The following is a 26,844-nucleotide window of genomic DNA, read 5'->3' as shown; positions in this document are numbered from 1 at the left end:
CCGCAGACCTATCGGTTGCGGCGATATTCCTCAAGGCTGTCACTTCCCAGCGGGCGTCGGTCGGTGAGGCGCCAGCGACCATGCGCGGCGGCGAGGTCGGGCAGCGCCAGGCCGGCGAGGCTGCGCCCGTCGCCGATCAGGATCGGGGCGCAATAGAGCAGCAGCCGGTCGACGCGATCGGCGGCGAGCAGCGCGCCCGCGGTCGCCCCGCCGCCCTCCACCAGCACCCGTTGCCAGCCATGGTCGTCGAGCTCGGCGAGCGAGGAGAGGGTGAGGATGCCATCGATGGCGGTCGAGCCGAGCACGGCGCGGGCGGGTTGGCGGCCGCTCCAGCCCGGCAGGCGGACATCGAGCGCGGGCGCGTCGGTGGCCCAGGTGCCGTGCCCGACGATGATGGCATCGGCGGCGGCGCGTTCCAGATGGCTGTGGGCGCGGGCGACCTCGCCGGTGATCCAGCGGCTGCGGCCATCGGGGAGCGCCAGCCGGCCGTCGAGCGACAGCGCCAGTTTCAGCGTGACCTCCGGGCCCTGGCCGGCCATCCGGCGGATGAAGCCGGCCAGTTCGGTGCGCGCCGCTTGTTCGCCCACCCCCTCCGCCACGTCGATGCCCGCCGCCCGCAACCGGGCGATGCCCTGCCCGGCGGTGCGCGGGTCGGGGTCGGTCATCGCCACCACCACGCGGGCGAGGCCCGCGGCGATCAGGCCGTCGGCGCAGGCCGGCCCGCGCGGCGAGGCGTGGGCGCAGGGTTCGAGCGTGACATGGGCCGTTGCCCCGCGCGCGGCGGCACCGGCCTGCGCCAGGGCCATCGCCTCGGCATGCGGCCGGCCGCCGGGCTGCGTCCAGCCGCGACCGATGACATGGCCGCCGGCGGTGACGATGCAGCCGACGTTCGGGTTGGGGGCGCTGCTGCCGCGACCGCGGGTGGCGAGCGCGAGCGCGGCCGCCATCCAGCGCGCGTCGGTCATTTGCCTGCCGCGGCCGGGGCCTTCGCGGCGTCCGCGGCCGCCTGTTCGGCGGCGGCTTTCCGCGCGGCCTCGGCCGCGGCGATCTCCGCGCGCAGTTTCGCCACCATCGCCTCGCGCTCCCGCACCGCATCCTCGGCGGTGCGGTCGGCGCTCCAGCTTTCGAAGAAGATGGTGGGGCGCTGCTCCCCCAGCCCGCGGCTGCCGATGTTGACGAAGCTGCTGATCAGCGTGACCGCGACGCCCAGGGCCAGCACCGCGAACAGCTTGCTGGACAGCGGCACGGCGCGCCAGCGGGCGATGAGGCCGGGTTTCGGCGCATTGTTCCGTGACCAGCTGAACCCCTGCGCGGAATCGAGCGCGCGGGCGATGAAGAAGGCGTTGCGCTCCTCCTCCTCCTTTTTCAGCGCCTCCCGCCGGTTCTTGAACGGCTTGGGCAGCACCTCGGGCTTCGGCGTCTTGAACATGGCTAAGGTCCTGCGGGCGCGCGATACGCCGCGCGCATCATGCTCACACCCGCATCGGCATCAGCACGTACAGCGCCTCGCTGTCGGTGCGTTCGCGGATCAGCGTGGGGGCGGCGGCATCGGCCAGGTGCACCTCGATGCTGTCGCCCTCCACCTGGGTCAGGATGTCGAGCAGGTAGCGGCTGTTGAAGCCGACATCGAACGGCTGCGCGGCATAGTCCGCGGCCAGGTCCTCGGCGGCGGTGCCGTTTTCCGGGCTGGTGACGGACAGCGTCACCTTGTCCCGATCGAGGCTGATCTTCACGGCGCGCGTCTTCTCGCTGGCGATGGCGGTGACGCGGTCGACGCCTTCGGCCAGTGTCGCCGGATCGATCTTCAGCAGTCGGTCGTTGTTGGTGGGGATGACGCGGCTGTAATCCGGGAAGGTGCCGTCGATCAGCTTGCTGGTGAGCAGCGCGTTGCCGATCTGGAAACGGATTTTGGAGGGCGACAGGCTGATTTCGACCGGGCCGTCGGCCTCGTCCAGCAGCTTCCTGATCTCGCTGACGCATTTGCGCGGCACGATCACGCCGGGCATGTCGGCGGCCCCATCGGGCAGCGCCAGTTCCACCCGCGCGAGGCGGTGGCCGTCGGTGGCAACGGCGCGCATCCGGCCGGCTTCGGTGACATGCATGTAGATGCCGTTCAGGTAATAGCGCGTTTCCTCGGTGCTGATGGCGAAGCGGGTGCGGTCGATCAGGTTGCGCAGCGTTTCGGCGGGCAGGGTGAAGGCAACCGGCAGGTCGGTCTCGCCGATCACCGGGAAATCCTCGCGCGGCAGGGTCGCCAGGCTGAAACGGGCGCGGCCGGCCACCACCGTCATGCGGTTGTTGGCGACGGTCAGTTCCACCTGCGCGCCATCGGGCAGCTTTCGCACGATGTCGAACAGCGTGTGCGCGCTGACGGTGGTGGCGCCGGGGGTTTCCACCTGCGCCTCGACGACCTCCACCACCTGAAGGTCGAGGTCGGTCGCCATCAGGCGCAACCCGCCCTCGCCGGCGTTCAGCAGCACGTTGGACAGGATCGGGATAGTATTGCGCCGCTCGACCACCGACTGCACATGGCCCAGCCCCTTGAGCAAGGTGGCGCGTTCGACGACAACCTTCATTCAGCGTCCCTTATCCCTGATACCCTGTTGGCCGACCAATATAGCGAGCGGGGGCGATTGGGGAAGGCTTATTACGGGCCGCGTCAAAGACCCAGGGCGCCGGGGTTCAGGATGTTGTGCGGATCGAGCGCGGCCTTGACGGCGCGCAGCAGCGCCACCGAGGCGGGGTTGCGGCCTTTCAGATAGGGGTAGAATTTGCCGACCTGAAGGTGTGCGGCGCCATGCGCGTGCATCAGCTCGGCGACGTCGGTTTTCATGCGCTTCACTTCCGCCGCAGCATCGGGCGCGGCGGCGTAGCGGGGCAGGGCGGCGAGATGGTCCGCGGGGACAACGCGCGCGTGATAGGCGTGCTGCGCGTCCGGCCAGTAAAATGTCGGTTCATAGACGAAACCGCTGCTGCCGACGGCCATGAACATGGCGCCGGTGAAGATGCCGTGCGCATCCATCACGGCGCGGTTGGCCTGCCAATAGGCCATCAGCGCGTGATGGAAGCCAGTGACGGCGCTGTGGCTGAACAGGCCGTGCATCGGCACCCAGCGCTCGCCCTTCGGCCCCAGCGTGTTGGTGAGCGGCGCGAACGGCATGCCACGGACGACGGTGGGGACGGTGTTGGCGATTTCGTCCCCATGCGCGCCGGCGAGCGCCTTCAGGCGGGCGATGCGGGCCTTTGCCTCGGCGCTGTCGACGCCTTCGGCAATGTAGTGCGCGACGTAATTGGCGGCCTTCAGCTCGCGGTCGCCGGCGATCGCCATTTTCGCCAGATTCTTCATGCCGGCGACAACGCCGCCCGAGGATTTCATCACCGATTTGGCGATCTCGACCTTGGCGTCGACACCCTCCTGCCGGCCGATCTGGCCCTGTTGCAGGGCGGCGTCGAGGCCGAAATTCTCGTCGTCGAGATTTTCGATGGCGATCGCGCGCATGGCGGCGTGCAGCGCCTCGAAGCTGTCGAAGCTGAAGCTGGCGGTTTCGAAGGCGGTGCGGGCGCGGATCATCTTCAGCGTGATGCGGGCCTTCACGCCCAGCGCGCCGCAGTCGCCGGTGAACAGGCCGGCCAGGTCGGGGCCGAAATGGCGGAAGAAGGGATCGGCGACGGCGTTGCCGGCGCTGCCGGTGGCCAGAAGCTCGCCGGTACCGGTGACGATCTCGACACAGAGCAGCGATTCCGCGCTGACGCCATAGGCCCCGGTGCCGTGGCTGATGGCGTTCTGGCTGATGCTGCCGCCGACGGTCGCCGCCATGCCGCTGAACGGCCCCCAGAAGGGCGTGCGCCAGCCCTTGGCGGCCAGCGCCTCGTGCAGGTCCTTCCAGGTGCAGCCGGCCTCGACGGTCACGGTCGCATCGGTCTCGTCGATCTCGACGATGTTGTTCAGCCGTTCGGTGCTCAGCGTGATGCCGCGCGGCGCGGCATGGGTGTAGCCATCGGTATAGCTGGCGCCGCCGCCGCGCACCGTCAGCGGCGTGCGGGTTTCGGCGCAGGCGCGGACGATGGCCTGGAGCTGTTCGACGTTGCCGGGCAGCACCACGGCGGAGGGGATTTTGCCGGCGCGATAGACGTCGGTGCCATAGAAGCGGCGGTCGTCCTCGGCGGTGAGCACAGCATCGGCGCCGAGCAGGGCGGTCAGTGTGGTGACGATGTCGATCGGTGTGTCGGCAGCGGTGTCGGCGAAGGCGGTGGCCATGGTCGGTTCCTTAATCCATGCGCCCGGCGGCGATGTCGGTGAGGACGGCGCCATAGCGGGCATCGTCGTCCTGGGCGGCGAGTTCGGCGGCTTCCTTGCGGGGGAGGTAATAGAGGCGGGCGAGCAGCTCCTGCCGACGCTTTTCGCGGGCTTCCAGCGTCGCCTGGTCGGGGACGAAGGCTTCGATGGCTTCCGCCAGTCCGCCGTCGCGGGCGACCCGTTCGACGGTGTCCAGCCGGTCGCGCATCGCGCTCAGCTCGGTGGCGAGCACGAGGATCATGCTCATCATCGTATCCATGCCCTCGGTCGGGTAGAAGGCCGGGCGCTTGCCCTTGGCGAAACGGTCAAGGCTCATGCGGCGGCCCTCAGTTCCACGGCGCTCTTTTGCGCGATCAGCACTTCCCAGCCGCCACCCGGCGCATATTCGCCGGCGGTGAACTCCCGGTCGGCGACGGCTTCGGAGGCTTCGGCGCTGTAACCCTCGGCCGCGGCGGCGAACTCCATCACCGCCATCGGCGCGGTGTCGAAGCGCACGCCGTCGGCGGGGAAGCCGGCGGCGGTGGCGAGGCCGACCTGGTCGAGTTCGCGCATGGCGCCCCAGAAGGGCTCGTTGTTGTAGTAGGTCTCGTTGTCGAGGATGAACTGGGTGAAGGGGTCCATCAGGTTGAAGGGCGGCAGGTCGGCGTGGATCATGTAGCCGCCGGGGCTAAGCAGCCGGTGGCATTCGCGGATGATCGCCGGCATTGCCTTGCCGCTGGTCTCGTGCAGCAGGATGTGGCTGACGATCAGGTCGAAATGGCCGTCCGGAAAGCCGGTGTTCGCGGCGTCGCGTTGCAGGAAGCCGACGTCGTGGCCCAGCGCCTTCGCCCGGGCATGGGCATAGCGCAGTTGCGGCGCGGCGACGTCGATGCCGATCACCTCGGCGTCCGGAAACATCTCCTTGTAGGGGACGGTCGAGTGGCCGCAGGTGCAGCCCATGTCGAGGATGCGGGTGGGCGTGAAGCCGTTCAGGCGGCGCTTGATGTAATTGGCGACGCTGCGGCCCATGTCGTCGTTGTTCGGCCCCATGAAGCCCATGGCGTAGAGATAGACGCCGCGGTCGTAGAGCGCGCCGGCGGCGATGCCCCCGCCGGCACTGCTGCTTCCGCCGGCGTAGCCGCCGGGCATGCAGTGGATGTCCAGCGCGGAGACATAGCGCGGCACGGCGAAATCATCGCGGGTTTCCAGCGGCGCGGTGGAGGCGGCGGAGAGGCGGGCGGCGGCGGCCTCCAGCGCGGGGAGGTCGCGGTCGAGCGTGTCGAGCACCGTGTCCCACAGCAGTTCCTGCGCGATGCGGTTGGCGGCGGCATAATGCTGGAAATAGGCATCGGCGACCATCCCCTTGCGGATGTCGTGGCGGTCGGCGGGGGCGCGGCCCTCGGCTTTGGCGAAGCGCGGCGCGACGCGCTTTTCGAATACCGGTCCCAGGCCGGGGAGCAGCCCCTGTTGGATGAAGCCCTTCATGGCTTTGGCGAATTCCTGCCGGGCGCGCTCGTCATGCGTGCCGATCGGCAGCACGGCGTGCGGCGCCTGCTGGAAGGTGTTGAGCATCGACATGGCCATCGCGGGTCTCCTTAGCGGCTCAGCTGACCGGGAATATGGGAGTCATGGTTGGCAAGATACCAGGCTGCGATTTCTGAGCGGGTGGGCCACCAGACGCCGGGCAGCGATTGCGCGTGCTGGATGAATTCGCGCAGGGCGCGGATGCGGTGGGCGCGGCCGGAGACATGGGGGTGCAGGCCGACGTTCATGAGGCGGCCGGTAGTGGCGCCTTCCTCGTACAGCACGTCCAGTTCCTCGATGAGGGCGTCGCGGAACTGGTCGGTGGTGTAATTCTTCCGGGTGATGAAGGTGAAGTCGTTGATCTCGTTGGAGTAGGGGATGCTGACGATCGGGCCGGAGGGGGTGCGGATCAGGTAGGGCTGGTCGTCGTTCATGATGTCACAGTAGAAGGTGCAGCCCTGTTCGGCGAGGATGTCGGCGGTCTGCAGCGTGGAGCGGAGCGAGGAGGAGAGCCAGCCCTGGGCGGGGCGGCCGACCTCCTCTGCATATTTATGCAGCGTGCGCAGGACGATCTCGCGCTCCTTGGCCGGGTCCTTGGCATAGTCGGTCAGCAGCTCGCCCTGTTCCCAATTATGGGCGAGCAATTCCCAGCCGCGGTCGAGGCAGGCCTGCACCATGGCGCGCCGCCGGTCGAAGGTGACGGCGTTGGTGGTGCAGCTGGCCTTCACCCCCAACTGGTCGAAGAGGTCATAGAGCCGCCAGATGCCGACGCGCTGGCCATATTCGCGCCAGCTGTAGTTGGGGAAATCGGGGGTGTGGCCGGGGAGCACATCGGGCAGGATCGGCGGGCCGCCGGCGTAGTAGGCGCGGTCGGTGTCCTTGGTGAGGTCCCAGGTTTCCAGGTTGAAGGTGAGGATGAGCGCGACGCGGGCGCCGTTCGGCCAGCGGAGCGGCTGGCGTTCGGGGAGCGGGATGTAAGCGTAGTCCATGGGTCAGTAGTCCAGAAGGAGGCTGCCATAGCCGTCCACCTTGTCCATGATGCCGTTCTGGCGCAGGGCATACCAGTAGGTTGCGGTGTTGATGGCGATGACGGGTTTTTCCAGCCAGAATTCGGCGATGCCGGCGACGCGGGCGAAGGCGAGGTTGGTGCCGCATTGCACGATGGCCTCGACCTGGGGGTCGTCCACCTCCTGGATGGCGCGTTTCAGGGTGGTCTCGCTTTCGTGGGCGATCATCATGGGTGACGGGCTTTTCAGGCCTTTCAGTGCCATGACCTCATAGCCGCTGTCCTCGAAGAATTTGCGCACCTGGGCGTCGCCCACCGGCATGTAGGGGGTAATCACCGATATGCGTTTGACGTCACCGAAACAGCGAAAGGCGGCGTCGCAGGCATGGCTGCCCATGGCGACGCCGACGCCGGTGCGCTGCGTCAGGCTGGCGTGCATCTTTTCGGCGCCGTCCGCCCCGTCCCAGAAGGTTTCGGCGGACATGCCCATGATGAGATAATCGGGCTGCATCGACATCGCGACATCGACTGCAGAGGCGGTGGCGTTGCGGATGTTGTTCAGCATGACCATGAAGCTGGCGTCGTCGGTGACGCGCGTGTCGGGGATGCTGATGCGGCTGAAATGGTTGGTGACGCCGCGCGGGCGCATCGAATCATATTCCGGCTGCACGCTGGTGTTGGTGCTGGGCGCGACGACCGCGAACTTGCGCCGCCAGCCGAGGGAATCGGGCATCAGGGGTCTCCTGCGCGGCCCTTGCCGCAGTGTCGCGGCAAGGGCGCGGGGCCGCCGGAGACTGTCCGGCGTGCGGTCAGAAAACGGCTACATCCGGTAACGCAGATTTACCATCCAGGTGCGCGGCATGTTGGGGGTGAGGGCGATGGACTGGGCGGCGCTGCCGAAATCCTTGGCGTTGGCGAGGTTCTTCGCGGAAACGGACAATTCCCACCGGTCGTCGGGCGTGGCGAGGCCGGCATAGGCGTCGATGCGGTGATAGCCTTTCAGCTTCACCGTGTTGTTGACGTTGCCGAAATAGTCGTCGAACCATTTCCAGTCGCCGCCCAGTTTCAGGCGCACGCTGCCCAGTTGCGCTTCGCTGTCATAGGCGAAGCCCAGTTGCGTCGACCATTCGCTGATGAGCGGCAGGCGTTTTGCGTTGTTCAGCGCGGCTTCGCTGGTGGGCGACAGGCGGCGGTATTTGTCGTCCATGTAGCCGATGTTGGCGAACAGCCGCAGGCCGTCGGTGGGGAGCGCGGTCAGTTCCAGTTCGGCGCCTTGCACGCGCGCGTCGCCGACATTCTGCACGGCGAAGCTGAACGGGGCGATGTTGGCGGTCTGTTGCAGGTCGCGCAGTTCGTTGCGGAACAGCGCCAGGTTGGCGCGCAGGCGATTGTCCCATCCGGTCAGCTTGGCGCCAACCTCATAGGCCCAGATGGTCTGCGGCTGGTAGGCGGCGTTGAGCACGGCGGGGTTGGCGACGGCGAGGCCATTGTAGCCGCCGGCCTTGAAGCCGCGGCTGACGCTGGCGTAGAGGAAGAGGTCTTCGCTGGCCTTGAAATCGAGGCCGAATTTCGGTGTCCAGGCGTCGAAATCATCCGTGCGCGCGACATTGACCAGGCGGGCCGGCGGCGCGAAGCCGGACTGGATGCTGCCCGCCAGCCTTTTGTCGTCGCGGGTGTAGCGAAGCCCGGCGGTGGCGCTGAGCGCGTCGGTAAAGGCGTAGGTCGCTTCCGCGAAGGCGGCGTAGCTTTTGGCGGTGGTGTCGAGCGAGGTCGGGAGCAGCGGGAAGCCGAACTTGTCGTTGAAGACCTGGGTGCTGTTTTCCCAGAAATAATAGGCGCCGACGATCCATTTGAGGCCGCCGCTGCTGCCCAGCGCCTGCAATTCCTGGCTGAACTGTTTGCTGCGGGCGTCGGCCGCGCGTTCGAAGCCGGCGGCGAAGCCCGTGGGCGTGCGGGTGCCGCCGGACAGGTCCCACTGGAAGAAGTCGTCGACCTTCACATAGCCGGTGATCGAACGCAGCGTGACCTCGCCCAGGTCGGCGGACAGGTTGAGCGTGGCATACCATTGGTCGTTGCGGCCGAGCGGCACGGTGGGGGACTGGTTGCACAGCACGCAGCCGGCGCTGGGGATCGCCTCCTCGCTGTTGAAGGGGGCGACGCGGCCGGCGGGGTAGGTGACGGGGATGGCGCTGTAGCCGTCGTTGCGGTCGCGGCTGTAGCCGACGGTGACAAAGGCGTTCAGCCGCTCGTTGCCGAACAGGTTGAGCGTGCCCTTGAGCGCCAGCGTTTCCTCGGCACCGACCTTGCGGCCAAGCGCGATGTTGCTGATGTAGCCATCGGCGCGGTCGCGGTAGAGCGCCGCGAAGGAAAGGCCGACGCCGTCCGCCACGGGCCCGCCGACGCTGACACTGCCCTTGAACTCGTTATAGGCGCCATAGCCGAGGCTGGCGTTGACCCACAGGTCGTTGCGGGGCTTGCGGCTGATCACCTTGATCGCGCCCGAGAAGGCGTTGCGGCCGTAGAGCGTGCCTTGCGGACCGCGCAGCACCTCGACACGCTCGATGTCCGACAGCTCGATGTTGGAGCCGGAGATGCGGCCGCGATAGACATCGTCGACATAGATGGCGACCGCGGGTTCGGAGGTGACGATGGCGCCGGCCTGTTCGGTGCCGCCGCGCAGGCCCACCTGGAAGCTGGAGGGGCTGGCGGTCAAGGGCAGCATCTGCAGGTTGGGGACGGACTTGGCGAGGTCCTGCGTGCGGTTGACCTGCGCCGAGGCGAGGTCGGTGGCGGTGAGCGCGGTGACGGCGATGGGCGTGGTCTGGAGGTTGCTTTCGCGGCGCTGCGCGGTGACGACGATGTCTTCGAGGCCGTCGGCCACCGGGGCAACGGTTTGGGCGGCGGTTTGGGCCGTGACGGCCGTGGCGGCGGTGGCGGTGAAGGCGACGGTGGCAAGGAGCAGGCGGCGCATGGTTGAGTCTCCCCGGGGGCTGAGCTGCGACAAATTGTGCATGAGGGGGCGGGAGGGTGGGGGTGCTGCGGCTGCGAACATTCGTCAGTCGGATAAAATGGGCGGGAAGGCGAGAGACTTGACCGCCCGGCGGTCAAAAACCCCGCCTGCGTGCCGCGGTCGCCTGCCGTGCCCGATAGGGCGGGCAAAGCAAGGCGAGTCCAGATGTTCGATTATGATGTCATTGTCGCGGGGGCCGGCCCGGTGGGCACGGTTGCGGCCTATGCCCTGGCGCAGGCGGGCATCCGGGTGGCGGTGCTGGAGGCCGGCGCCGATTGCGCCGAGGACCTGCGCGCCTCTACCTTCCACCCCAGCAGCCTGGAGATGCTGGCGGAGCTGGGTGTGCTGGACGAGCTGCTGCCGCAGGGGCTGAAGGCGCCGGTCTATCAATATCGCATCCGCCAGACCAACGAGGTGCTGGGGTTCGACCTGACCGAGCTGTCCGATGTGACGCCCTATCCGTTTCGCCTGCAGGCCGAGCAGTTCAAGCTGGCGCGGCTGCTGGCAGGGAAGCTGGCGGCGCACCCGCAGGGCGCCATGCGGTTCAACAGCCGGGTGGTGCATTTCATGCAGGATGATGCCGGCGTGAGCGTGGCGGTGGAGACGCCGACCGCCATCGAGCATTACCGCACCCGCTATCTGATCGCCTGCGATGGCGCCAACAGCATCATCCGCAAATGGCTGGGCGTGGGGTTCGAGGGCTTTACCTATCCGGAGAAATTCCTCTGCCTGTCCACCACCTGGCCGTTGCAGGATCATTTCGAGGATCTGGCGCCGGTGAACTATGTCGCCGATCCCGACGAGTGGCGCGTGCTGCTGCGGGTGCCGACGATGTGGCGGGTGCTGGTGCCGGCGCATGAGGCGGCGACCGATGCCGAGCTGCGCGGTGATGCCAAGAAGCGCGAGGTGTTCGAGCGGCTGATCGGCGAGGGTGATGCCGTGGAGACCTGCCACCGCACCATCTATCGCGTGCACCAGCGGGTGGCGACCCGGTACGACCATGGGCGCGTGCTGCTGATCGGCGATGCCGCGCACCTGAACAATCCGCTGGGCGGGCTGGGGATGAACAGCGGCATCCATGACGCCATCAACCTGGTGGAGAAGCTGAAGCCGATCCTGCTGGAGGGGGCCGAGGCGGCGCCGCTGCTGGCACGCTTCGACCGGCAGCGGCGCAGCGTGATGCACGGCTTTGTGCAGGCGCAGACCATCCGCAACAAGGCGATGATGGAATCGAAGGAAACGCAGAACGACTATTATGAGGAGATGCGCGGCCATTGCTATGACCCGGACAAGCGGCGCGCCTATCTGATGAAGCAGAGCATGTTCACCTCGCTGGCCGAGGCGGAGGCGGTGGCTTGAGCGACGCGCGCGGCTGGCGGGGGAAGTTCGGCTGCCTGGCGCCGAGCACCAACACGATCGTGCAGCCGGATTATGACGACCTGCGGGTGCCGGGCGTGACGGCGCATTACAGCCGCATCCTGGTGCGGAACATGGCGGTGGGCAGCAACGAGGGGTTCGCGGCGCTGACCGATGCCATCAGCGCCAGTGTCGATGCGGCGCTGGACAGCGTGCTGACCTCAGAACCCGACCGGATCGTCATGGGGATGTCGGCGATCAGCTTTTATGGCGGGGTCGCCGGCGCGGAGGCGTTCGCGGCGCGCATCGGGGCGCTGGCGCGCCTGCCGGTGAACACGGGCGCGCTGGCGACGGCGGCGGCGCTGCGGCGGTTCGGGGTGCGGCGGGTGGCCTTCTTCAGCCCCTATTTCCCGAACGCCAATGCCGAGGTGCGGCGATTTTATGCGGAGTGCGGCTTCGAGGTGGTGGCGGACGAATGCCTGCGCTGCGAAAGCCCGGTCGCCATCGCCCATGTGCCGGTGGCACGCTGCCGGGAGGTGGTGCTGCGGCTGGACGGACATGCGCCCGATGCCATCGTGCAGGTGGGGACGAACCTGTCGATGCTGGACTTTGCCGCCTCGGCTGAGGCGGTGCTGGGCAAGCCGGTGATCGCGATCAATGCCGCGACCTGGTGGCAGGCGCTGCGCGAGCATGGCGTGGACGACCGCATCGTGGGCAAGGGCAGGCTGCTCGGTGACCACTGATCGCCGCGTGCGGGCGATCGTGCTGTCGGCGGCGCTGATGCTGTTGCTGAACAATGCGTTGACCTATGGCGGGCTGTTCGTGTTCGATCCGGTGTTGCTGGCCGACCTTGGGGTGACGCCCACCGCGCTGAAGTTCCGCGAGACGGTGATGTATCTGGCGGTGGCGGCGCTGGCGCCGTTCGGCGGCGCGATCATCGATCGATGGGGCGTGCGTGCGCCGATCGTGGCAGGGCTGGTTCTGATCGCCGGCGGGCTGGCGGTCTATGGGCAGGCGCAGGCGCTGTGGCAGCTCTATGCCATTCATGCGCTGTTCGGGGTGGGGCTGATCCTGTCCGGGTTGATCGCGGTGGTGGTGCTGGTGTCGACGCTGACCGACCGCCACCGGGGGCTGGCGCTGGGGGTGGTGCTGGCGGCGTCCAGCCTGGGCAATGCGCTGCTGCCGCCGCTGACCGCGGCGATGCTGGAGAGCCTCGGGTGGCGGGCGAGCTTTCCCTGGCTGGCGCTGATGGTGGCGGCGGTGATCCCATTGATGTGGTTCGTGGTGGGCGGTCATGCGCCGGCGCCGCGCGCGGCGGCGCCGGTGGCCGATGGGGCGACGGCGGCGCTGTCCGCGGCGCTGAGGACGCGGCGCTTCTGGCAGCTGGGGGTGGCGGCGGGGCTGACGCTGTTCGCGCTGACCGCGGTGACGAGCAACCTGGTGCTGTTCGGCACGCGGGAGCTGGGGCAGAGCGTGGCGCAGGCGGCCGGCGGGCTGGGGCTGTTCTTCACCGCGGCGATGGTGGCGCAACTGCTGGGCGGCGCGATCGCCGACCGGGTGGGGGCGCAGCGGGTGCAGGTGGTGGCGATCCTGCTGTTCGCGGCGGGGTTGCTGTGGCTGGGGCGGGGGGATGCGGCATGGGTGATGCCGGCGCTGCTGCTGGCCGGCGTGGGGTGGGGGGCGAACTATGCCTCCTTGCAGCTGCTCAGCTCCTCCACCTTCGCCGGGCCGGCGGTGGCGTGCATCCTGATGGCGCTGCTGGTGCTGGAGACGCTGGCGGGCGCGGCGGGGCCGGTGGTGGCGACGCGCTGGGCGGAGGTGACGGGGCATTTCGCCGGCGCCTTCACGCTGACTGGCGGGTTGCTGCTGCTGGCGGCGGCGTTGATCGCGACTTTGCCGCGCGTGCCGGCGAAGATATCCCCGATATCCCCGTTATCCACAGGGTGAAAGCGTCATATTCCGCTTGGACGACTCGGGCTAAGGTGAGAGCATCCGGTTGTAGCCAAGAGTGGAACGGAGCCGGAAACGGCGAAGGAAAACAGGCGGTTATGGCCGAATGAAGGACCGGCAAAGGGCGCAAGCCCGGCGCTGGAAGGGCAGGAGGCGGGGGCCGGAATGGCGCCGGTTGCGAAGCGGACCAGGGCAGGTGGAAACGCCGGCTGAGGGACGCGGCAACGGGAGGTCTGGATCGGCTCCGGCGGGAACCGGATGGGCTGGAAACAGCATTGATGGGAAACGCGAAACGTGCCGTAGCGCGAGCGTCAGGCGACAAGGCTGGCCGGAAGGCAAGTGCCGGTTGCATCGAGGCCCGAAGGCGCGACACAGTGGCGGCCGGTGGCGACACCGGCCGCCATTATTCGTTGCCCACGCCACTGCATATTATGCTGCATGTTATGCAGCGGGCATCGCGGGCGTCGTGCTGCGGCGCAGCAAAGCGGCTGGCATATTCACGCCGGCGCGATAAGCTGCGGCCATGGCCCCGATTCCGCAAAATCTTCCGCAGAACCCCGACGTCCGCTTCCTGGGCCGCATCCTGGGCGATGTCATCCGCGAGGCGGAGGGCGAGGCGCTGTTCCGGCGGATCGAATATATCCGTGCCGCCTCGGTGGACCGGGCGCGCGGCGCGGCGGAGATCGACAGCGGGCTGGATGCGCTGAGCCTGGACGACACGCTGACCTTCGTGCGCAGCTTCATGCTGTTCTCCATGCTGGCGAACCTGGCGGAGGACCGGCAGGGGGTGGCGGCGGAAGCGGGCGCGACGCTGGCGGAGGCGCTGGCGACGCTGGGGCCGGGGCAGCGGGAGGCGGCGCGGGCATTGCTGGCGCGGGCGCTGGTGGCGCCGGTGCTGACCGCGCATCCGACCGAGGTTCGGCGCAAGTCGATGATCGACCATCGCAACGGCATCGCCGCGCTGATGAGGGCGCGCGACCGGGGCGAGGCGGAGACGCGCGAGGGCGAACCGCTGGAGGCGGCGATTCACGGCCAAGTGGCGCTGCTGTGGCGGACGCGGGCGCTGCGGCGCGAGCGGCTGGTGGTGGCGGACGAGATCGACACCGCGCTCGCCTGGCTGCGCGATGTGTTCGTGCCGGTGCTGCCGGCGCTCTATGCCCGCTGGGAACGGGCGCTGGGGGCGCGTCCGGCGGGGTTCGTGGCGCCGGGGAGCTGGATCGGGGGCGACCGCGATGGCAACCCCTTTGTGACCGCGGCCGAGCTGGCGCTGGCGACCCGGCGCAACGGGGCAGCAATCCTGACCCACTATCTGGAGCGGGTGCATGCGCTGGGGGCGGAGCTGACGCTGTCGTCGGAGCTGGCGGCGGTATCGCCGGGGCTGGCGGCGCTGGCCGACGCGAGCGGTGACACGAGCGCGGCGCGGGCGGACGAGCCGTGGCGGCGGGCGCTGACGCATATATATGCACGGCTGGCCGCGACGCTGGCGGCACGGACAGGGGTGATGCCGCCGCGGGCGGCGACGCATGGGGCGACCATATATGCAACGCCGGGGGAGCTGGCGGCGGATCTGGCGGTGATCGCGGCGTCGCTGGCGGTGCCAAACGCCGCGGTCGACGGGCTGGTGCGGGCGGTGGAGCTGTTCGGTTTCCATCTGGCGACGCTGGACCTGCGGCAGAATGCCGACGTGCATGAGCGGGTGGTGGCGGAACTGCTGGCGGTGGCGGGCGTGATGGCGGATTACCGCGCGCTGGGCGAAGATGCGCGGGTGGCGCTGCTGCGGGGCGAGCTGGCCTCGATGCGGCCGCTGGCGAACCCGCATTGGGACTATTCGGCGGAGACGGCGAGCGAGCTGGCGATCGCGGGCGGGGCCGCGGCGGCGCGGGCGGCGTTCGGGGCGGAGACGATCCGGGCGTGGATCGTCAGCAAGGCGGCGAGCGTCAGCGACCTGCTGGAGGTGCTGATCCTGTTGAAGGAGGCCGGGCTGTGGCGGGGTGGCGCGGCGCCCGAGTGCGCGATCATGCCGGTGCCGCTGTTCGAGACCATCGAGGATTTGCAGGCGGCGCCGGGGGTGATGCGGGCCTTTTTCGCGCTGCCCGAGATGGCGGCCTGTGCGCGGGCGCGCGGCTATCAGGAGGTGATGGTCGGCTATAGCGACAGCAACAAGGATGGCGGCTACCTGACCTCGGTATGGAGCCTGCACCAGGCGGGGCTGGCGCTGGCGCCGGTGTTTGCCGACGCTGGCGTGACGATGCAGCTGTTCCATGGCCGCGGCGGCGCGGTGGGGCGGGGCGGGGGCAGCAGCTTTGCCGCCATCCGCGCCCAGCCGCCGGGGACGGTGCAGGGGCGCATCCGCATCACCGAGCAGGGGGAGGTGATCGCCGCCAAATATGGCACGCGGGAGAGCGCTGCGGCGAACCTGGAGGCGATGGCGGCGGCGACGCTGCTGGCGAGCGTGGAGGGCGATCCGCTGTCGGCGGCGGATCGCGCGCGGTTCACGGCGGCGATGGAGCGGCTGTCCGCCGATGCCTTCGCGGCCTATCGCGCCCTGGTGTATGGGACCGGGGGGTTCCGGGTGTTTTTCCGCGGGATGACGCCGATCCGCGAGATCGCCGAGCTGCGCATCGGCAGCCGACCGGCGAGCCGCACCAAGAGCGACGCGATCGAGGATTTGCGCGCGATCCCCTGGGTGTTCAGCTGGGCGCAGGCGCGGGTGATGCTGCCCGGCTGGTTCGGCACGGGGGCGGCGTTTGCGGCCTTTCCGGACCATGGCCTGCTGCGGGAGATGCATGCGGCCTGGCCCTTCTTTCGCACCACGCTCGCCAACATGGAAATGGTGCTGGCGAAATCGGACATGGGGATCGCGGCGCGCTATGCCGGGCTGGTGGACGACCGGGCGCTGGCCGACGCCATCTTTCCGCGCATCCGGGAGAGCTGGCAGCGGGCGCATGACGGGCTGCTGGCGATCAGCGGCCAGGCGCGGTTGCTGGCGGACAATCCGGCGCTGGATGCCAGCATAAGGTTGCGGCTGCCCTATATCGAGCCGCTGAACCTGTTGCAGATCGAGCTACTGCGGCGGTTCCGCTGCGGCGAGGCGGACGAGCGGGTGAAGGAGGGCATCCTGCTGTCGATCAATGCGATTGCGACGGCGCTCAGGAACAGCGGCTGAGGGGTCTCTGGTACTTTCAGCTTTGAGCGGTTTGGCGTACCTCGCGCGAGTTTCGCGGGCGCTTCGGACGTTTCTGGCGGGCGCGTTGGCCATGCGCCCCTCTGAGCCAAAGCTGTCAGGCGCGGCTGTACCATGTCGCCTTGCCGCTGCCGTGCTGGACAAGGTGGCGGGCCGATACCAGCAGCTGCAAATGCTTCTTCACCGTGTTGCGGTTTGCGCCCGTCAGGGCGACGACCTGGCTGTTGGTGATGCGCCCATGTGCTTTCGCCAGATCGAGAATCTGAAGTGCAAGTTCCGGCAATCGCTCTACCATCAACCGTTCGCGGGCCAGTTTCGCCTCTAGCCTTGTTTTTTGCTGGCGTAGCGACTGGAGGAAATAGACGATCCATGGCTCCCATGCGGGCGCGTCGCTGCGGATTGTCCCCTGCGTCCGGCGAAGCCCGAGATAATAGCCTTCCTTGCTGGCCTCAATCACGCTTTCGAGCGAGGAATAGGGCACATAGGCATAGCCGCTGCGCAGCAACAGCAAGGTGGTGAGCACCCGCGACAGGCGGCCATTGCCGTCCTGAAACGGATGGATTTCGAGAAAGACGACGATGAAGATGGCCGTCACAAGAAGCGGGTGAAGCTGCTTCTGATCGAGCGTCTCGTTCAGCCATTCGACCAGCTCCGCCATCAAGCGCGGCGTGTCGAACGGCGTCGCCGTCTGGAACACGATGCCGATTTCCTTGCCGTCGGCATTGAAGGCGCTGACATGGTTGGTGCTGGTCTTGTAGCTGCCGCGATGGCGCGCATCCTTGCTGCTGTGAACCAGCAGGTCGCGGTGCAGTTGCCTGATGTGGTTCTCGGTCGGCGCCATCGCGTCGAACGAGGCGAAGATGGTTTCCATGACTTCGGCGTAGCCCGCCACCTCTTGCTCGTCGCGGGTGGCGAAGTGGCGGACTTCGATGTTGGACAGCAGCCGCTCGACATCGCCGTCAGACAGCCTGCTTCCCTCGATCCGCGTCGAAGAGCCGATGCTTTCAATCGTCGCCACGCGCCGCAACGCCGAAAGACGATCAGGTGCAAGAGTCCCCAGTGCGCGCCACGCGCCTTTGAACTCGTCGATCTCGGCGATGAGCGAGAGCATTTGCGGGGTGATGACCAGTGAGGCCGTATTGATGGGCATATCCATATCTATACCCGTAAATATCCATGAGTGAAACCATAGCCGCAAATCGACCCATAAATATCCATGCGTCGTCGCGCCCGTGCGAACGGGGAGTCGCGCCGGGCAGTGCGCGACGCTATGGGTTGATGATGAAACGTCCGGGGCCGTCCTATCCGTTGGTGATGAGCCTGGCGGATTGTCACAATGTCGGGGATTTTCGGGAGCTGGCGCGGCGGCGGCTGCCGTTTCCGGTGTTCCATTACATCGATGGCGCGGCGGACGATGAGGTGACGCGGCGGCGGAATACGCAAGCCTATGACGACGTCGATCTGGTGCCCGATGTGCTGGCGGGGACCACCGAGGTCGACCTGTCGGTGGAGGTGCTGGGGCGGCGGATCGCGATGCCGCTGTTCGCCAGCCCGACGGCATTGCAGCGGCTGTTCCACTGGCGGGGCGAGCGCGCGGTGGCGGCCGCGGCGGCGAGATATGGGACGTTCTTTGGCATTTCCAGCCTGGCGACGGTGGGGCTGGAAGAGATCGGTGCGGCGAGCGACGGTCCGAAGCTGTTCCAATTCTATTATCACCGCGACAAGGGGTTGAACGCGGCGCTGATCGAACGGGCGAAGGCGGCACGCTTCGATGCGCTGGCGCTGACGGTGGATACGATCGTCAGTGGCAATCGGGAGCGGTGCAAGCGGACGGGGTTCACCAGCCCGCCGAAGCTGACGCCCGCCAGCGCGGTGAGTTTCGCGCTGCACCCGCGCTGGACGCTGAACTACCTGTTCCGCGAGCGGTTCGCGCTGCCCAACCTGGAAAGCCATTTGGTGGAAGGGTCGAAAACCTCGGTGTCGGTGCAGGATTATTTCAACACCATGCTCGACCCCACGATGTCCTGGGCGGATGCCGAGGCGATCCGCGCGGCTTGGGGCGGGCCTTTCTGTTTGAAGGGCGTGATGAGCGTGGCGGACGCGCGACGGGCGGTGGAGATCGGGGCGTCGGCGATCATGGTGAGCAACCATGGCGGCCGACAGCTCGACGGCGCGCGGGCGCCGTTCGACCAGTTGGCCGAGATCGTCGATGCCGTGGGTGACCGGGTGGAGGTTATCTGCGACGGCGGAGTGACGCGGGGCACGCATGTGCTGAAGGCGCTGAGCGTGGGGGCGCGGGCGGTGTCGGGCGGGCGGCTCTACCTCTACGCGCTGGCGGCCGGCGGGCAGGCGGGGGTGGAGCGGGCGCTGGGGACGCTACGCGACGAGATCGAGCGCGGGATGCGGTTGCTGGGGAAGGCGCGGGTGAGCGAGCTGTCGCGGGGGAATTTGCGGAGGCGGCAGGGGGGTGCTTCGCGGTGAGTGTCGAATGGGCTTCTCTGAGTTCCCGAAGGAAGTGCAACACCTCAGACAGATGGTGTCATGTCGAGATACATTCAGCTTTCGCTTGAGTAGCGCTGTTCGATTGCCCGGCTTTGCGAAGCCGGGCAATCGATTCGGCAAATCGCTGCAGCTCTGGATCGCCAGCCGTCGCCGGTCGCTCGTGAGTTAAAACGTAATAGCCGAATCAAACCCTTAACAGAACACCGTCCACAACATCACCGTAATTCCCACCGTAATTTCAGCCTCTGGAAAACCTAGGACAGTTCACCGCTCCGATGTTATTATCGTCCCCGATGTATTTCGCTAGCCGGCGCGATCAGGGAGGCTATTATGGACGATGTCGAGCGCGACAAGTTCCTCAAGGATGAGTACATGAAGCTACAGGACCAATACGAGGATTACGATCGCCGTTCTCTGACGATCAAGGGATGGATTTCGGCGGGCGCGGCGGGAGCCATCGCGCTAGGATTTCAGAAGGGAGAATCGCCGGTGATCCTGCTCGTCGTGGCCGGGTTTGCACTTTGCTTTTGGTATCTCGAGGCCAGTTGGAAGATTTTTCAGTATGCGCTCCGCCTTCGCATCCAAGAGCTGGAGAGGCATTTCCGCGGGGAGATCATCGTCGTCCATCCTTTGCAGATATACGCCAAATGGTTTGAGCGGTACGCTCGCATCAATGGCACGAGACAACTGATCGGTGCCGCCATGCAAGGTTTCGTTATGCTCCCCTACGCGCTTATAATTGTGAGCTGCCTAGCGCTTTATACGTATGCAATACTGCGTGACTAAGAATTATTGGCAAACGATTATTAATCAGACTGATATGTTATTCAAGGCTGCTTTTTTTGGAGATGGGCGATGTTTTGTTGGGGTCTTACGGATAAGCATTGGGCGGTTACGGTGATGACGCCTGCTCATCCCACTCGGATCCCGACCATTCACCGGATCATCCCCCACATAGGCATACATATTCATGCCATCGTCGTAGCCGATGGGATTGGTCTGCATGAACCTTCCGAACATGCGGGATTAGAAGCGGGCCTTGTCGCAGGCCTGTTGATCTAATGGACTTTGCTCGAATTTTCACGGTAGTTCCATTGCAATGATAAATTCATGGTCAAAGTTATTTCTCCATTTTTTTACCACTGTTTATAGATCTATATTTTCTTTCAATTCTAAGGGCTAAATTTGCTGTAACAATTAAAATAATAATCGAGATGAATATGACAATCCAAATATTATTGATGTACTCAACGGCTATGATGAAAAAAATCATCGCCGGCGCGATAATGATGCCTATGAGGCTTTTGGCTTCAATGCCATCTGATAATTTAACCATTAATCAATCTCCATCAAGCGGGTTTCCCATCCTGTGATAGAGTCTTGCTGCCACTGTTCTGAACGTAACGCGGAATCGGGTGGAAAGGGAAGAGGCCGAGACTGCGAAAGTGATGGCAATATCAGGCGTTCCAGCCTGCAGGTTTGCACTGCTAGCTCTGCCATCGGAAATATTGACAGACTCCCGCGTGGGGAAGGGGGCGTCGGGTGTTGCCACGGGGAGCGTGCCGCTCGCCCCTGGCACGCCCCGCCCCCGGCCCTCTCGTGAGCGGAAGGCAACAGAAGGTCAACGCGATTTGCGTGCTTTGCGGCACCCCCCCACCCTGACGCTGACGCTGCGCGTCGTCTTCGACTCCCCCACTCTACGCTTCGCGTGGGGGGAGGGGATTTTCGTGCGGTGCGGCAGCACCCCACTCCATCGCTGATGCTTCGCGTCGTCTTTGAGTCCGCCAGGTTGGGTTTGCTGCGATTGCGTGGGGGGGTAAAACGCGCGTTGTGCACACCCACCCCCGCCGCGCTGTCGCGCGAGCCGCCGCTGACGCTGTGCGTCGTCTTCGACTCCCGCTCTCCGCTTCGCCGGGCAGGAGGGGTGTGGCGGGTCAATTCACCCGTTTCGCCTGCCAGCCGCCGCCGGTGATCGTGTCGCCGGTGAGCTGGCCTTCGAGGATGCGGCCGTCGGTGCGGGTGAGGGTGATGGCGGTGCCGGTCATCTTGCCGTCGCGGAAGGCGCCGTCGCTGGTGAGCATCTGATATTGTTGCGACAGGCGGGCGGTGAAGCGGTCACCGCCGATCTCGAACGCCCAGCGACCTTCAGCTTTCGCGGGGACGACCCAGTAATAGCCGGTGGCGTCATCGGTGCGGATGGTGCGGTCCGGCTGCCATTCGCCCATGTTGAAGGCGTGGCTGACGATGCGGGTGCCGGGCTTCATGGCCAGCAGGATGGGTTTGAGTTTCAGGTTGAGGTTGGGGAGCAGGTAGAGCGTGACGACGGTGGCGCGGGTGAAGTCGCTCTTGAAGATGTCGCCTTGGGCGAAGGTGACGCGGTTGGCGACGCCGGCGCGGGCGGCGGCGCGGCGGGCGAGCGCGACGAGGTCCGGGTTGTATTCGATGCCGTGGGCGCGGGCGCCGAACTGCTTGCCGGCGGCGATGGCGATCTTGCCGTCGCCGCTGCCGAGATCGACGACATAGTCATCCTTGGTGACGGCGGCGACGGTGAGCATGGCGGTGACGAGGCCGTCGGGCGTGGGGACCCAGATGACGTCTTTGCCGGGCTGGCCGACCGAGGGCTGGTATTGCTCGTCTCCGCCAGGGGGGGCGGCGGGGGATTGCGCAAGGCTGAGGTTGGGGAGGCTGACCGGCGGGGGCGCGGGATCGAAGGGGGCCTGGATGACGGTTTGGGCGGCGACCGCCGTGGCGGCCGTGGTGAGGAGGGCGGCGAGCAGAAGCGGGCGCATGGGCGATGCCTTGATCAGCGGGGACGGTAGGTAACGCGGCTGAGCGCCCGGGGTTGCGGGTCGGCGCTGCCCTGTTCGACGAGGCCGGTCAGCAGTTCATCGTTGAGGTCGCCGGGTTCGGCGAGCAGGTCGGCGACGGCGACGCGGGCGCCGCGGGTGCGGGCGGAGAGCACGTCGAAACCGGCGTTGAGGAGCGATTCGACATTGCTGTCCCGCGCGCGGCGGGCGGGGGCGCCGAGGACGACGGCGACCAGGCGCCGGCCATCGCGGACGGCCGACGCGGCGAGCGTGAAGCCGGCGGCGTTGGTGAAGCCGGTCTTGATGCCATCGACGCCGGGCATGGTGCGCAGAAGATGGTTGTGGTTCTGCATGATGGTGGGGCCGTAGGTGAAGGACGGCTGCTGGAAATAGCCATAATATTGCGGGAAGCTGCGGATCATGGCGCGGCTGAGGGTGGCGATGTCGCGCGCGGTGGTGAGCTGGCGGGCATCGGGCAGGCCGGAGGCGTTGTAGAAGCTGGTGTTGGCCATGCCGAGCTGGCGGGCGCGCAGCGTCATCAGCTCGGCAAAGGCGGATTCGGAGCCGGCGAGGCGTTCGGCAAGCGCGACCGCCATGTCGTTGGCGCTTTTGCAGGCGATGGCGCGGATCGCCTCGTCCACGCTGATGGTGGTGCCAGGGCGGAGGCCGAGGCGGGAGGGGCGCTGGTTGGCGGCGAAGCGGCTGACGGTGAGGCGGTCATCGAGGCGGAGGCGGCCGGCGGCGAGCTGTTCGAAGGCGAGGTAGAGGGTCATCACCTTGGTGATGGAGGCGGGATAGCGGGGTTCGTCCGCCATGCGGGAGTAGAGGAGTTCGCCGGATTTCGCGTCGATGAGGGCGGCGGCATATTTGGGCTGGCCGACCAGGCTGGCGGCGGCGGCGGGCGCGGCGAGGGATGCGGCGGCCAGCGCGGCTAGACTCAGAAGTGAACGCCTTACCCTAGAGTCTTGAATCGGCATTGAATCCCCCGATCACGACACACGCGGCCTTTTAACCCGTGGTCGAGTCGTGTGGCAAGAGTCCGTGTGCAATATTTTGCGGTGCTTGCAGCGTGGCGATGGGCATGCGAAGGGCGCGCGCTTTCCAGACACGACAGGACGACCCATGGCTGCGACCAACGAACGGCGCACCTTTGCCATCATTTCGCACCCCGACGCGGGCAAGACGACGCTGACCGAGAAGCTGCTGCTGGCCGGCGGGGCGATCCACATCGCCGGCGAGGTGCGGGCGCGCGGCGACCGGCGGCGGGCGGCGAGCGACTGGATGAAGATCGAGCAGCAGCGCGGCATCAGCGTGACGTCGAGCGTGATGACCTTCGAGCGCGACGACATCACCTTCAACCTGCTGGACACGCCGGGGCACGAGGATTTCAGCGAGGACACCTATCGCACGCTGACCGCGGTGGATTCGGCGGTGATGGTGATCGACGCGGCGAAGGGCATCGAGGCGCAGACGAGGAAGCTGTTCGAGGTGTGCCGGCTGCGCGACGTGCCGATCATCACCTTCGTGAACAAGGTGGACCGGGAGGGGCGCGACGCCTTTGCCCTGATGGACGAGGTGGCGGACACGCTGGCGCTGGACGTGACGCCGCTGACCTGGCCGGTGGGGATGGGGGGCACGCTGAAAGGGGTGTGGGATTTCGCGAGCCACAGCCTGCTGCTGCCCGGCGGCGGGGTGCGGCGGTTCGCGGGGCTGGCGGATCCGGCGCTGGATGCGGCGATCGGGGCGGACGAGGCGGCGGCGTTCCGGGAGGAGGCGGCGCTGGCGCTGGGGGGCTATGGCGCGCTGGACGCGGAGAGTTACCGCGCGGGGAACCAGACGCCGGTGCTGTTCGGCTCGGCGTTGCGCGACCTGACGGTGGAGCAGCTGCTGGCGGCGCTGGCGTTGCTGGCGCCGGGGCCGCGGGCGCAGCCGGCGCTGCCGGCGGCGGTGATGCCGGACGAGCCGGAAGTGGCGGGGTTCGTGTTCAAGGTGCAGGCGAACATGAACCCGCAGCATCGCGACCGGATCGCCTTCATGCGGCTGTGTTCGGGACGGTTCCGGCGGGGCATGAAGCTGAAGCAGGTGTCCACCGGCAAGATGATCGCGGTGCACAGCCCGATCCTGTTCATGGCGCGCGACCGCAACCTGGCGGAGGAGGCGTTTCCGGGCGACATCATCGGCATCCCGAACCATGGCGTGCTGCGGGTGGGGGATACGCTGACCGAGGGGCGGATGCTGAACTTCACGGGCATCCCCAATTTCGCGCCGGAAATCCTGCGGCGGGTGCGGTTGTTGGACCCGACGCGGTCGAAGCAGCTGCGGGGTGCCCTGACCGACATGGCGGAGGAGGGGGTGACGCAGCTGTTCCGGCCGATGATCGGCAGCGCCTGGATCGTCGGCGTGGTGGGGGCCTTGCAGCTGGACGTGCTGATCGCGCGGCTGGAGGCCGAGTATAATGTGGCGGCCGAGTTCGAGCCGAGCCCGTTCGAGACGGCGCGCTGGATTTCGGCGGATGATCCGGCGGTGTTGAAGGCGTTCGTGGAGGCGAACCGCAGCGCCTGCGCCGAGGATCGCGACGGCGCGCCGGTGTATCTGGCGCGCGACGGCTGGGAGCTGAAGTACACCGCCGACCGCAACCCGGGGCTGCGGTTCAGCGCGACTCGGGAGCGCGCCTGAGGCGCGACGCGGTAGCGCGCCTGAGGCGCGATGCGGGAGCGGGCGACGGGCTGGTCAGAAACGGACGGTGGCCTCCAGCCCGTAGAGGCGGGGGAGGCCGCGGATGAAGGTGGGGGTGCCGAAGGCGCCGCCGGTGTTGCCGGCGTCGAGCAGATATTCCTTGTCCGTCAGGTTGTTGGCGAAGGCGGTCAGCTGCCAGCGGCCGTCGCTGGCCTGCACGCCGGCGCGCAGGTTGACGAGGGTGACGGGCCCCTGGGCGATATTGGGGCGGTTGGGCAGTTCGAAGAACAGGCTGCTGCGGTGGGTGACGGTGGGGGTGGCGACAAAGTCGATCGTCTCGGTCAGGCCCAGCGTGAGCGTGGCGCCGGCGGCGGCCTGCCATTTGGGTTGCAGGCGGAAGCGCTGGCCGGCGAAAATGCCGTTCTGCGGGATATTGTCGATCTTGGCATCGATATAGCCGACATTGCCGAACAGCAGCAGCTGCGGGATGGGGCGGGCGTTCAGCTCCGCCTCCACGCCGGTGTTTTTCGCGCTGCCGGCGTTGCGGGTGACGACGCGGCCGCCCTCGGAAATCTGCACCTGGAAATTGTCGTAGGTCTGGTGGAAGATGCCGAGCGAGCCGCTGATCGCGCCGAAGCCGGCCTTCACCCCGCCTTCATAGTTCCAGACGGTTTCCGCCGGGATGTTGGTGCGGGCGGGCACGGGACCGGGGGCGCTGGCGAGCTGCACGATGGGGCTGCGGCGGCCCTTGCTGATGGTGGCGTAGAAGTTGATGCGGTCGGTGGCGCGGAACAGCGCGTTGAAGCGCGGCAGGAAGGCGTCGCTGGTGTCGCGCGCGGTGAAGGTGGCGCCGCCGGTATCGACGATGGGGAGCAGCGGCGCGCGGGTGATGACACTGTTCGGCTGGCGGGCGAAATAGCCGCTGGTGCGACGTTCCCACAGCAGGCGGGCGCCGGCGGTGAGTTCGAGCCGCGGGGTGGGGAGGACGGTGATGTCGGCGAAGATCCCGCCTGTCGTGATGTCGCCCTCATTCCTGAATTCGGATGAATAGGGGAGGACGGTGGCGGCACCGCGCGTGAGGAGGGCGGTGGCGGCGTTGGCGCGCACGGTGCCGCCGGCGTCGACGCAGGGCAGTCCGGGGATGAGGCGGGCGGCGCACTGGAGGTAGGTGCCTTCCTCGGTGCTGAAGGGCACGCGCTGGCTGCCGGTTTCGTGGAAGATGTTGGCGCCGACGAAGCCGCGGATGCGGTCGCCGTCATAGTTGACGCGGGTTTCGTGGCTGAGCTGGCGGCCGCGCGCGTCCTCGGCGAATTCCAGGAACCAGGCGGGGGAGCCGTCGGCATCGAACACTTCGAGGCTGTCGAAGCGGCGCCAGCCGGTGATGCTGGTGACGCTGAAGGGCGAGGCGTCGGGTTTCCAGCGCAGCGTCAGGTTCACGTCCCAGACGTTGCGGTTGAGGCCGAGCGCCGGGGCGCCGAGGACCTGCGCGCTGAAGGGCGAGCCGCCGAGCTCCGCCGGGGCATAGGGGCTGGTGTTGCCGCCGGTGGGGGGCAGGTTGCCCGATTTGAAGGCGGTGCCGGGGGCTTTTTGGCCATCATAGGTGACGATCAGGTCGGCGCGCAGGCTGTCGCTGAACTGCGCAAACAGCGAACCGCGGACGCCGATCTGGTCCTGGCCGTTCAGATCCTCGCTCTTGGGGCCGGCGGGGCGGTTGCTGCCCGGCAGACCGGAGAGGTTGGGCACGACGCCGTCGCGTTTCTTCACGGCGAAGGCGAGGCGCGCGCCCCATTGCTCGCCGGCGCTGTTGAGCATGCCGGACAGGCGGAACTGTTCGAAATTGCCATAGGCGGCGGACAGGTTGCCGCTGGTCCCCGGGCTTGGGCGGGCGCTGATCACGCTGACCGCGCCGATGGCCGACGCGGTGCCGAACAGCGTCGCCTGCGGGCCTTTCACGACCTCGACGCGTTCGAGGTCGAACAGGTCGAAATAGCTGCCGCGCGAGCGGCTGACATCGACACCGTTGTAATAGACGGTGACGCGGGCGGCCTCCTGCGCGCTGCCGCTGTCGGACGTGATGCCACGGATGACAAAGCCGGGGTTGTTGGGCGACTGTTCCTGGATGTTCAGGCCGGGGACGAAGGCGGAAAGCTGGTCGAACTGGCCGATGCCGAGGCGTTGCAGGGTTTCGCCGCTGTAGGCGGTGATGGTGACGGGCACGTCGATCAGCTTCTGGGCGCTTTTCTGCGCGGTGACGATGATTTCGCCCACCTCCTCCTCCGCCGCTGTCGTGGCGGCGGGTGTCTGGCTGAACGTGGGCGTGGCGAGCAAAGTCGCGGCGAGAAGCAGATATTTCATGGCAGCAACTTTCATGAGGTTGCACGCCCTTGCCCGGGCTGTGTTGCAGTGCAGCGAAGGTCTTGTGACGCGCCGATGACGCCGGAACGCGTCGCGGGCCGACGGCATCGGACCGGAACCGGGGTCGGCTGCCGCGGGGTGTGCGCGATGCGCTCTCTGGCGTATCGCCGCGAGGGTGGTTAATAGGGGGGTTGTGAC

General features: G+C 67.2%; 21 protein-coding genes and 1 pseudogene. 8 read left to right on the top strand and 14 right to left on the bottom strand.

What is annotated here, in order from left to right; translation table 11 throughout:
• Positions 1 to 8: 8 nt before the first annotated feature.
• From ribD to H3309_RS13230, 9 genes are all read right to left on the bottom strand, one after another.
• Positions 9 to 965, bottom strand: coding sequence for a bifunctional diaminohydroxyphosphoribosylaminopyrimidine deaminase/5-amino-6-(5-phosphoribosylamino)uracil reductase RibD (ribD, locus tag H3309_RS13270; protein WP_182295159.1), 957 nt, complete (start codon positions 963 to 965; stop codon positions 9 to 11).
• On the bottom strand, positions 962 to 1,429 hold the full coding sequence (locus H3309_RS13265; RefSeq protein WP_182295158.1) for a hypothetical protein: 468 nt from the start codon (positions 1,427 to 1,429) through the stop codon (positions 962 to 964). Before H3309_RS13265 ends, ribD begins: the two co-directional genes overlap by 4 nt.
• A gap of 43 nt (positions 1,430 to 1,472) precedes the next feature.
• Positions 1,473 to 2,576 (bottom strand): DNA polymerase III subunit beta, encoded by a 1,104-nt coding sequence (gene dnaN / locus H3309_RS13260; RefSeq protein ID WP_182295157.1) that lies wholly within the window; start codon positions 2,574 to 2,576, stop codon positions 1,473 to 1,475.
• A gap of 83 nt (positions 2,577 to 2,659) precedes the next feature.
• Positions 2,660 to 4,258 (bottom strand): FAD-binding oxidoreductase, encoded by a 1,599-nt coding sequence (locus H3309_RS13255; RefSeq protein WP_182295156.1) that lies wholly within the window; start codon positions 4,256 to 4,258, stop codon positions 2,660 to 2,662.
• A gap of 10 nt (positions 4,259 to 4,268) precedes the next feature.
• Positions 4,269 to 4,613: a hypothetical protein gene (locus H3309_RS13250; protein ID WP_182295155.1), complete on the bottom strand. Its 345-nt coding sequence runs from the start codon at positions 4,611 to 4,613 to the stop codon at positions 4,269 to 4,271.
• Complete coding sequence (locus tag H3309_RS13245) at positions 4,610 to 5,860, bottom strand: class I SAM-dependent methyltransferase (RefSeq protein WP_243453725.1); 1,251 nt, start codon at positions 5,858 to 5,860, stop codon at positions 4,610 to 4,612. The genes H3309_RS13250 and H3309_RS13245 overlap by 4 nt, the downstream gene beginning before the upstream one ends.
• An 11-nt stretch (positions 5,861 to 5,871) precedes the next feature.
• On the bottom strand, positions 5,872 to 6,789 hold the full coding sequence (locus tag H3309_RS13240; protein WP_182295154.1) for a polysaccharide deacetylase family protein: 918 nt from the start codon (positions 6,787 to 6,789) through the stop codon (positions 5,872 to 5,874).
• Positions 6,790 to 6,792: 3 nt separating this feature from the next.
• Positions 6,793 to 7,539: a maleate cis-trans isomerase family protein gene (locus H3309_RS13235; RefSeq protein WP_182295153.1), complete on the bottom strand. Its 747-nt coding sequence runs from the start codon at positions 7,537 to 7,539 to the stop codon at positions 6,793 to 6,795.
• Positions 7,540 to 7,626: 87 nt separating this feature from the next.
• Complete coding sequence (locus tag H3309_RS13230; protein ID WP_182295152.1) at positions 7,627 to 9,777, bottom strand: TonB-dependent receptor; 2,151 nt, start codon at positions 9,775 to 9,777, stop codon at positions 7,627 to 7,629.
• 204 nt (positions 9,778 to 9,981) lie between these two features.
• On the opposite strand from H3309_RS13230, the gene H3309_RS13225 reads away from it, so the two are divergent.
• The 4 genes from H3309_RS13225 to ppc all read left to right on the top strand — a co-directional run bounded on the left by H3309_RS13225 (position 9,982) and on the right by ppc (position 16,288).
• Complete coding sequence (locus H3309_RS13225; RefSeq protein ID WP_182295151.1) at positions 9,982 to 11,175, top strand: FAD-dependent oxidoreductase; 1,194 nt, start codon at positions 9,982 to 9,984, stop codon at positions 11,173 to 11,175.
• Positions 11,172 to 11,915, top strand: coding sequence for a maleate cis-trans isomerase family protein (locus H3309_RS13220; RefSeq protein ID WP_182295150.1), 744 nt, complete (start codon positions 11,172 to 11,174; stop codon positions 11,913 to 11,915). The genes H3309_RS13225 and H3309_RS13220 overlap by 4 nt, the downstream gene beginning before the upstream one ends.
• Entirely contained in the window at positions 11,905 to 13,119 is a 1,215-nt protein-coding gene (locus H3309_RS13215) for an MFS transporter (RefSeq protein WP_182295149.1), read from the top strand. The genes H3309_RS13220 and H3309_RS13215 overlap by 11 nt, the downstream gene beginning before the upstream one ends.
• A 526-nt stretch (positions 13,120 to 13,645) precedes the next feature.
• A complete protein-coding gene (gene ppc / locus H3309_RS13210; RefSeq protein WP_182295148.1) occupies positions 13,646 to 16,288 on the top strand; it encodes a phosphoenolpyruvate carboxylase in 2,643 nt (880 codons plus the stop codon).
• Positions 16,289 to 16,403: 115 nt separating this feature from the next.
• Here the strand turns inward: ppc and H3309_RS13205 are convergent, their stop codons facing one another.
• The gene (locus H3309_RS13205; RefSeq protein WP_182295147.1) at positions 16,404 to 17,456 is read right to left on the bottom strand and encodes a Fic family protein; all 1,053 of its coding nucleotides are present in this window, start codon (positions 17,454 to 17,456) and stop codon (positions 16,404 to 16,406) included.
• Between the two features lie 164 nt (positions 17,457 to 17,620).
• On the opposite strand from H3309_RS13205, the gene H3309_RS13200 reads away from it, so the two are divergent.
• The 3 genes and pseudogenes from H3309_RS13200 (at position 17,621) to H3309_RS13190 (ending at position 19,594) form a co-directional block, all read left to right on the top strand.
• Positions 17,621 to 18,787, top strand: a complete 1,167-nt coding sequence (locus H3309_RS13200) for an alpha-hydroxy acid oxidase (RefSeq protein ID WP_182298756.1) — start codon at positions 17,621 to 17,623, stop codon at positions 18,785 to 18,787.
• A gap of 102 nt (positions 18,788 to 18,889) precedes the next feature.
• Positions 18,890 to 18,997, top strand: a pseudogene (locus tag H3309_RS17885) (helix-turn-helix domain-containing protein); the annotation flags it as partial.
• 141 nt (positions 18,998 to 19,138) lie between these two features.
• Entirely contained in the window at positions 19,139 to 19,594 is a 456-nt protein-coding gene (locus H3309_RS13190; RefSeq protein ID WP_182295146.1) for a hypothetical protein, read from the top strand.
• Positions 19,595 to 19,618: 24 nt separating this feature from the next.
• Here the strand turns inward: H3309_RS13190 and H3309_RS13185 are convergent, their stop codons facing one another.
• The 3 genes from H3309_RS13185 to H3309_RS13175 form a co-directional block, all read right to left on the bottom strand.
• Entirely contained in the window at positions 19,619 to 19,813 is a 195-nt protein-coding gene (locus H3309_RS13185; protein ID WP_207791508.1) for an RHS repeat-associated core domain-containing protein, read from the bottom strand.
• A 929-nt stretch (positions 19,814 to 20,742) separates the two neighbouring features.
• Entirely contained in the window at positions 20,743 to 21,597 is an 855-nt protein-coding gene (locus H3309_RS13180) for a methyltransferase domain-containing protein (protein ID WP_182295144.1), read from the bottom strand.
• A 14-nt stretch (positions 21,598 to 21,611) separates the two neighbouring features.
• Positions 21,612 to 22,592 carry a D-alanyl-D-alanine carboxypeptidase family protein gene (locus H3309_RS13175; RefSeq protein ID WP_182295143.1) on the bottom strand — a complete coding sequence of 327 codons (981 nt, stop codon included), beginning with the start codon at positions 22,590 to 22,592 and terminating at the stop codon, positions 21,612 to 21,614.
• A 145-nt stretch (positions 22,593 to 22,737) separates the two neighbouring features.
• On the opposite strand from H3309_RS13175, the gene H3309_RS13170 reads away from it, so the two are divergent.
• Entirely contained in the window at positions 22,738 to 24,291 is a 1,554-nt protein-coding gene (locus tag H3309_RS13170) for a peptide chain release factor 3 (RefSeq protein ID WP_182295142.1), read from the top strand.
• A gap of 54 nt (positions 24,292 to 24,345) precedes the next feature.
• On the opposite strand, the gene H3309_RS13165 is transcribed toward H3309_RS13170, so the two are convergent.
• Entirely contained in the window at positions 24,346 to 26,646 is a 2,301-nt protein-coding gene (locus H3309_RS13165; protein WP_182295141.1) for a TonB-dependent receptor, read from the bottom strand.
• Between the last annotated feature and the right edge of the window lie 198 nt (positions 26,647 to 26,844).

The organism is Sandaracinobacteroides saxicola (genome assembly GCF_014117445.1).
Classification (GTDB): Bacteria; Pseudomonadota; Alphaproteobacteria; order Sphingomonadales; family Sphingomonadaceae; genus Sandaracinobacteroides_A; species Sandaracinobacteroides_A saxicola.
This window is presented reverse-complemented; position numbering and strand designations above follow the sequence as displayed.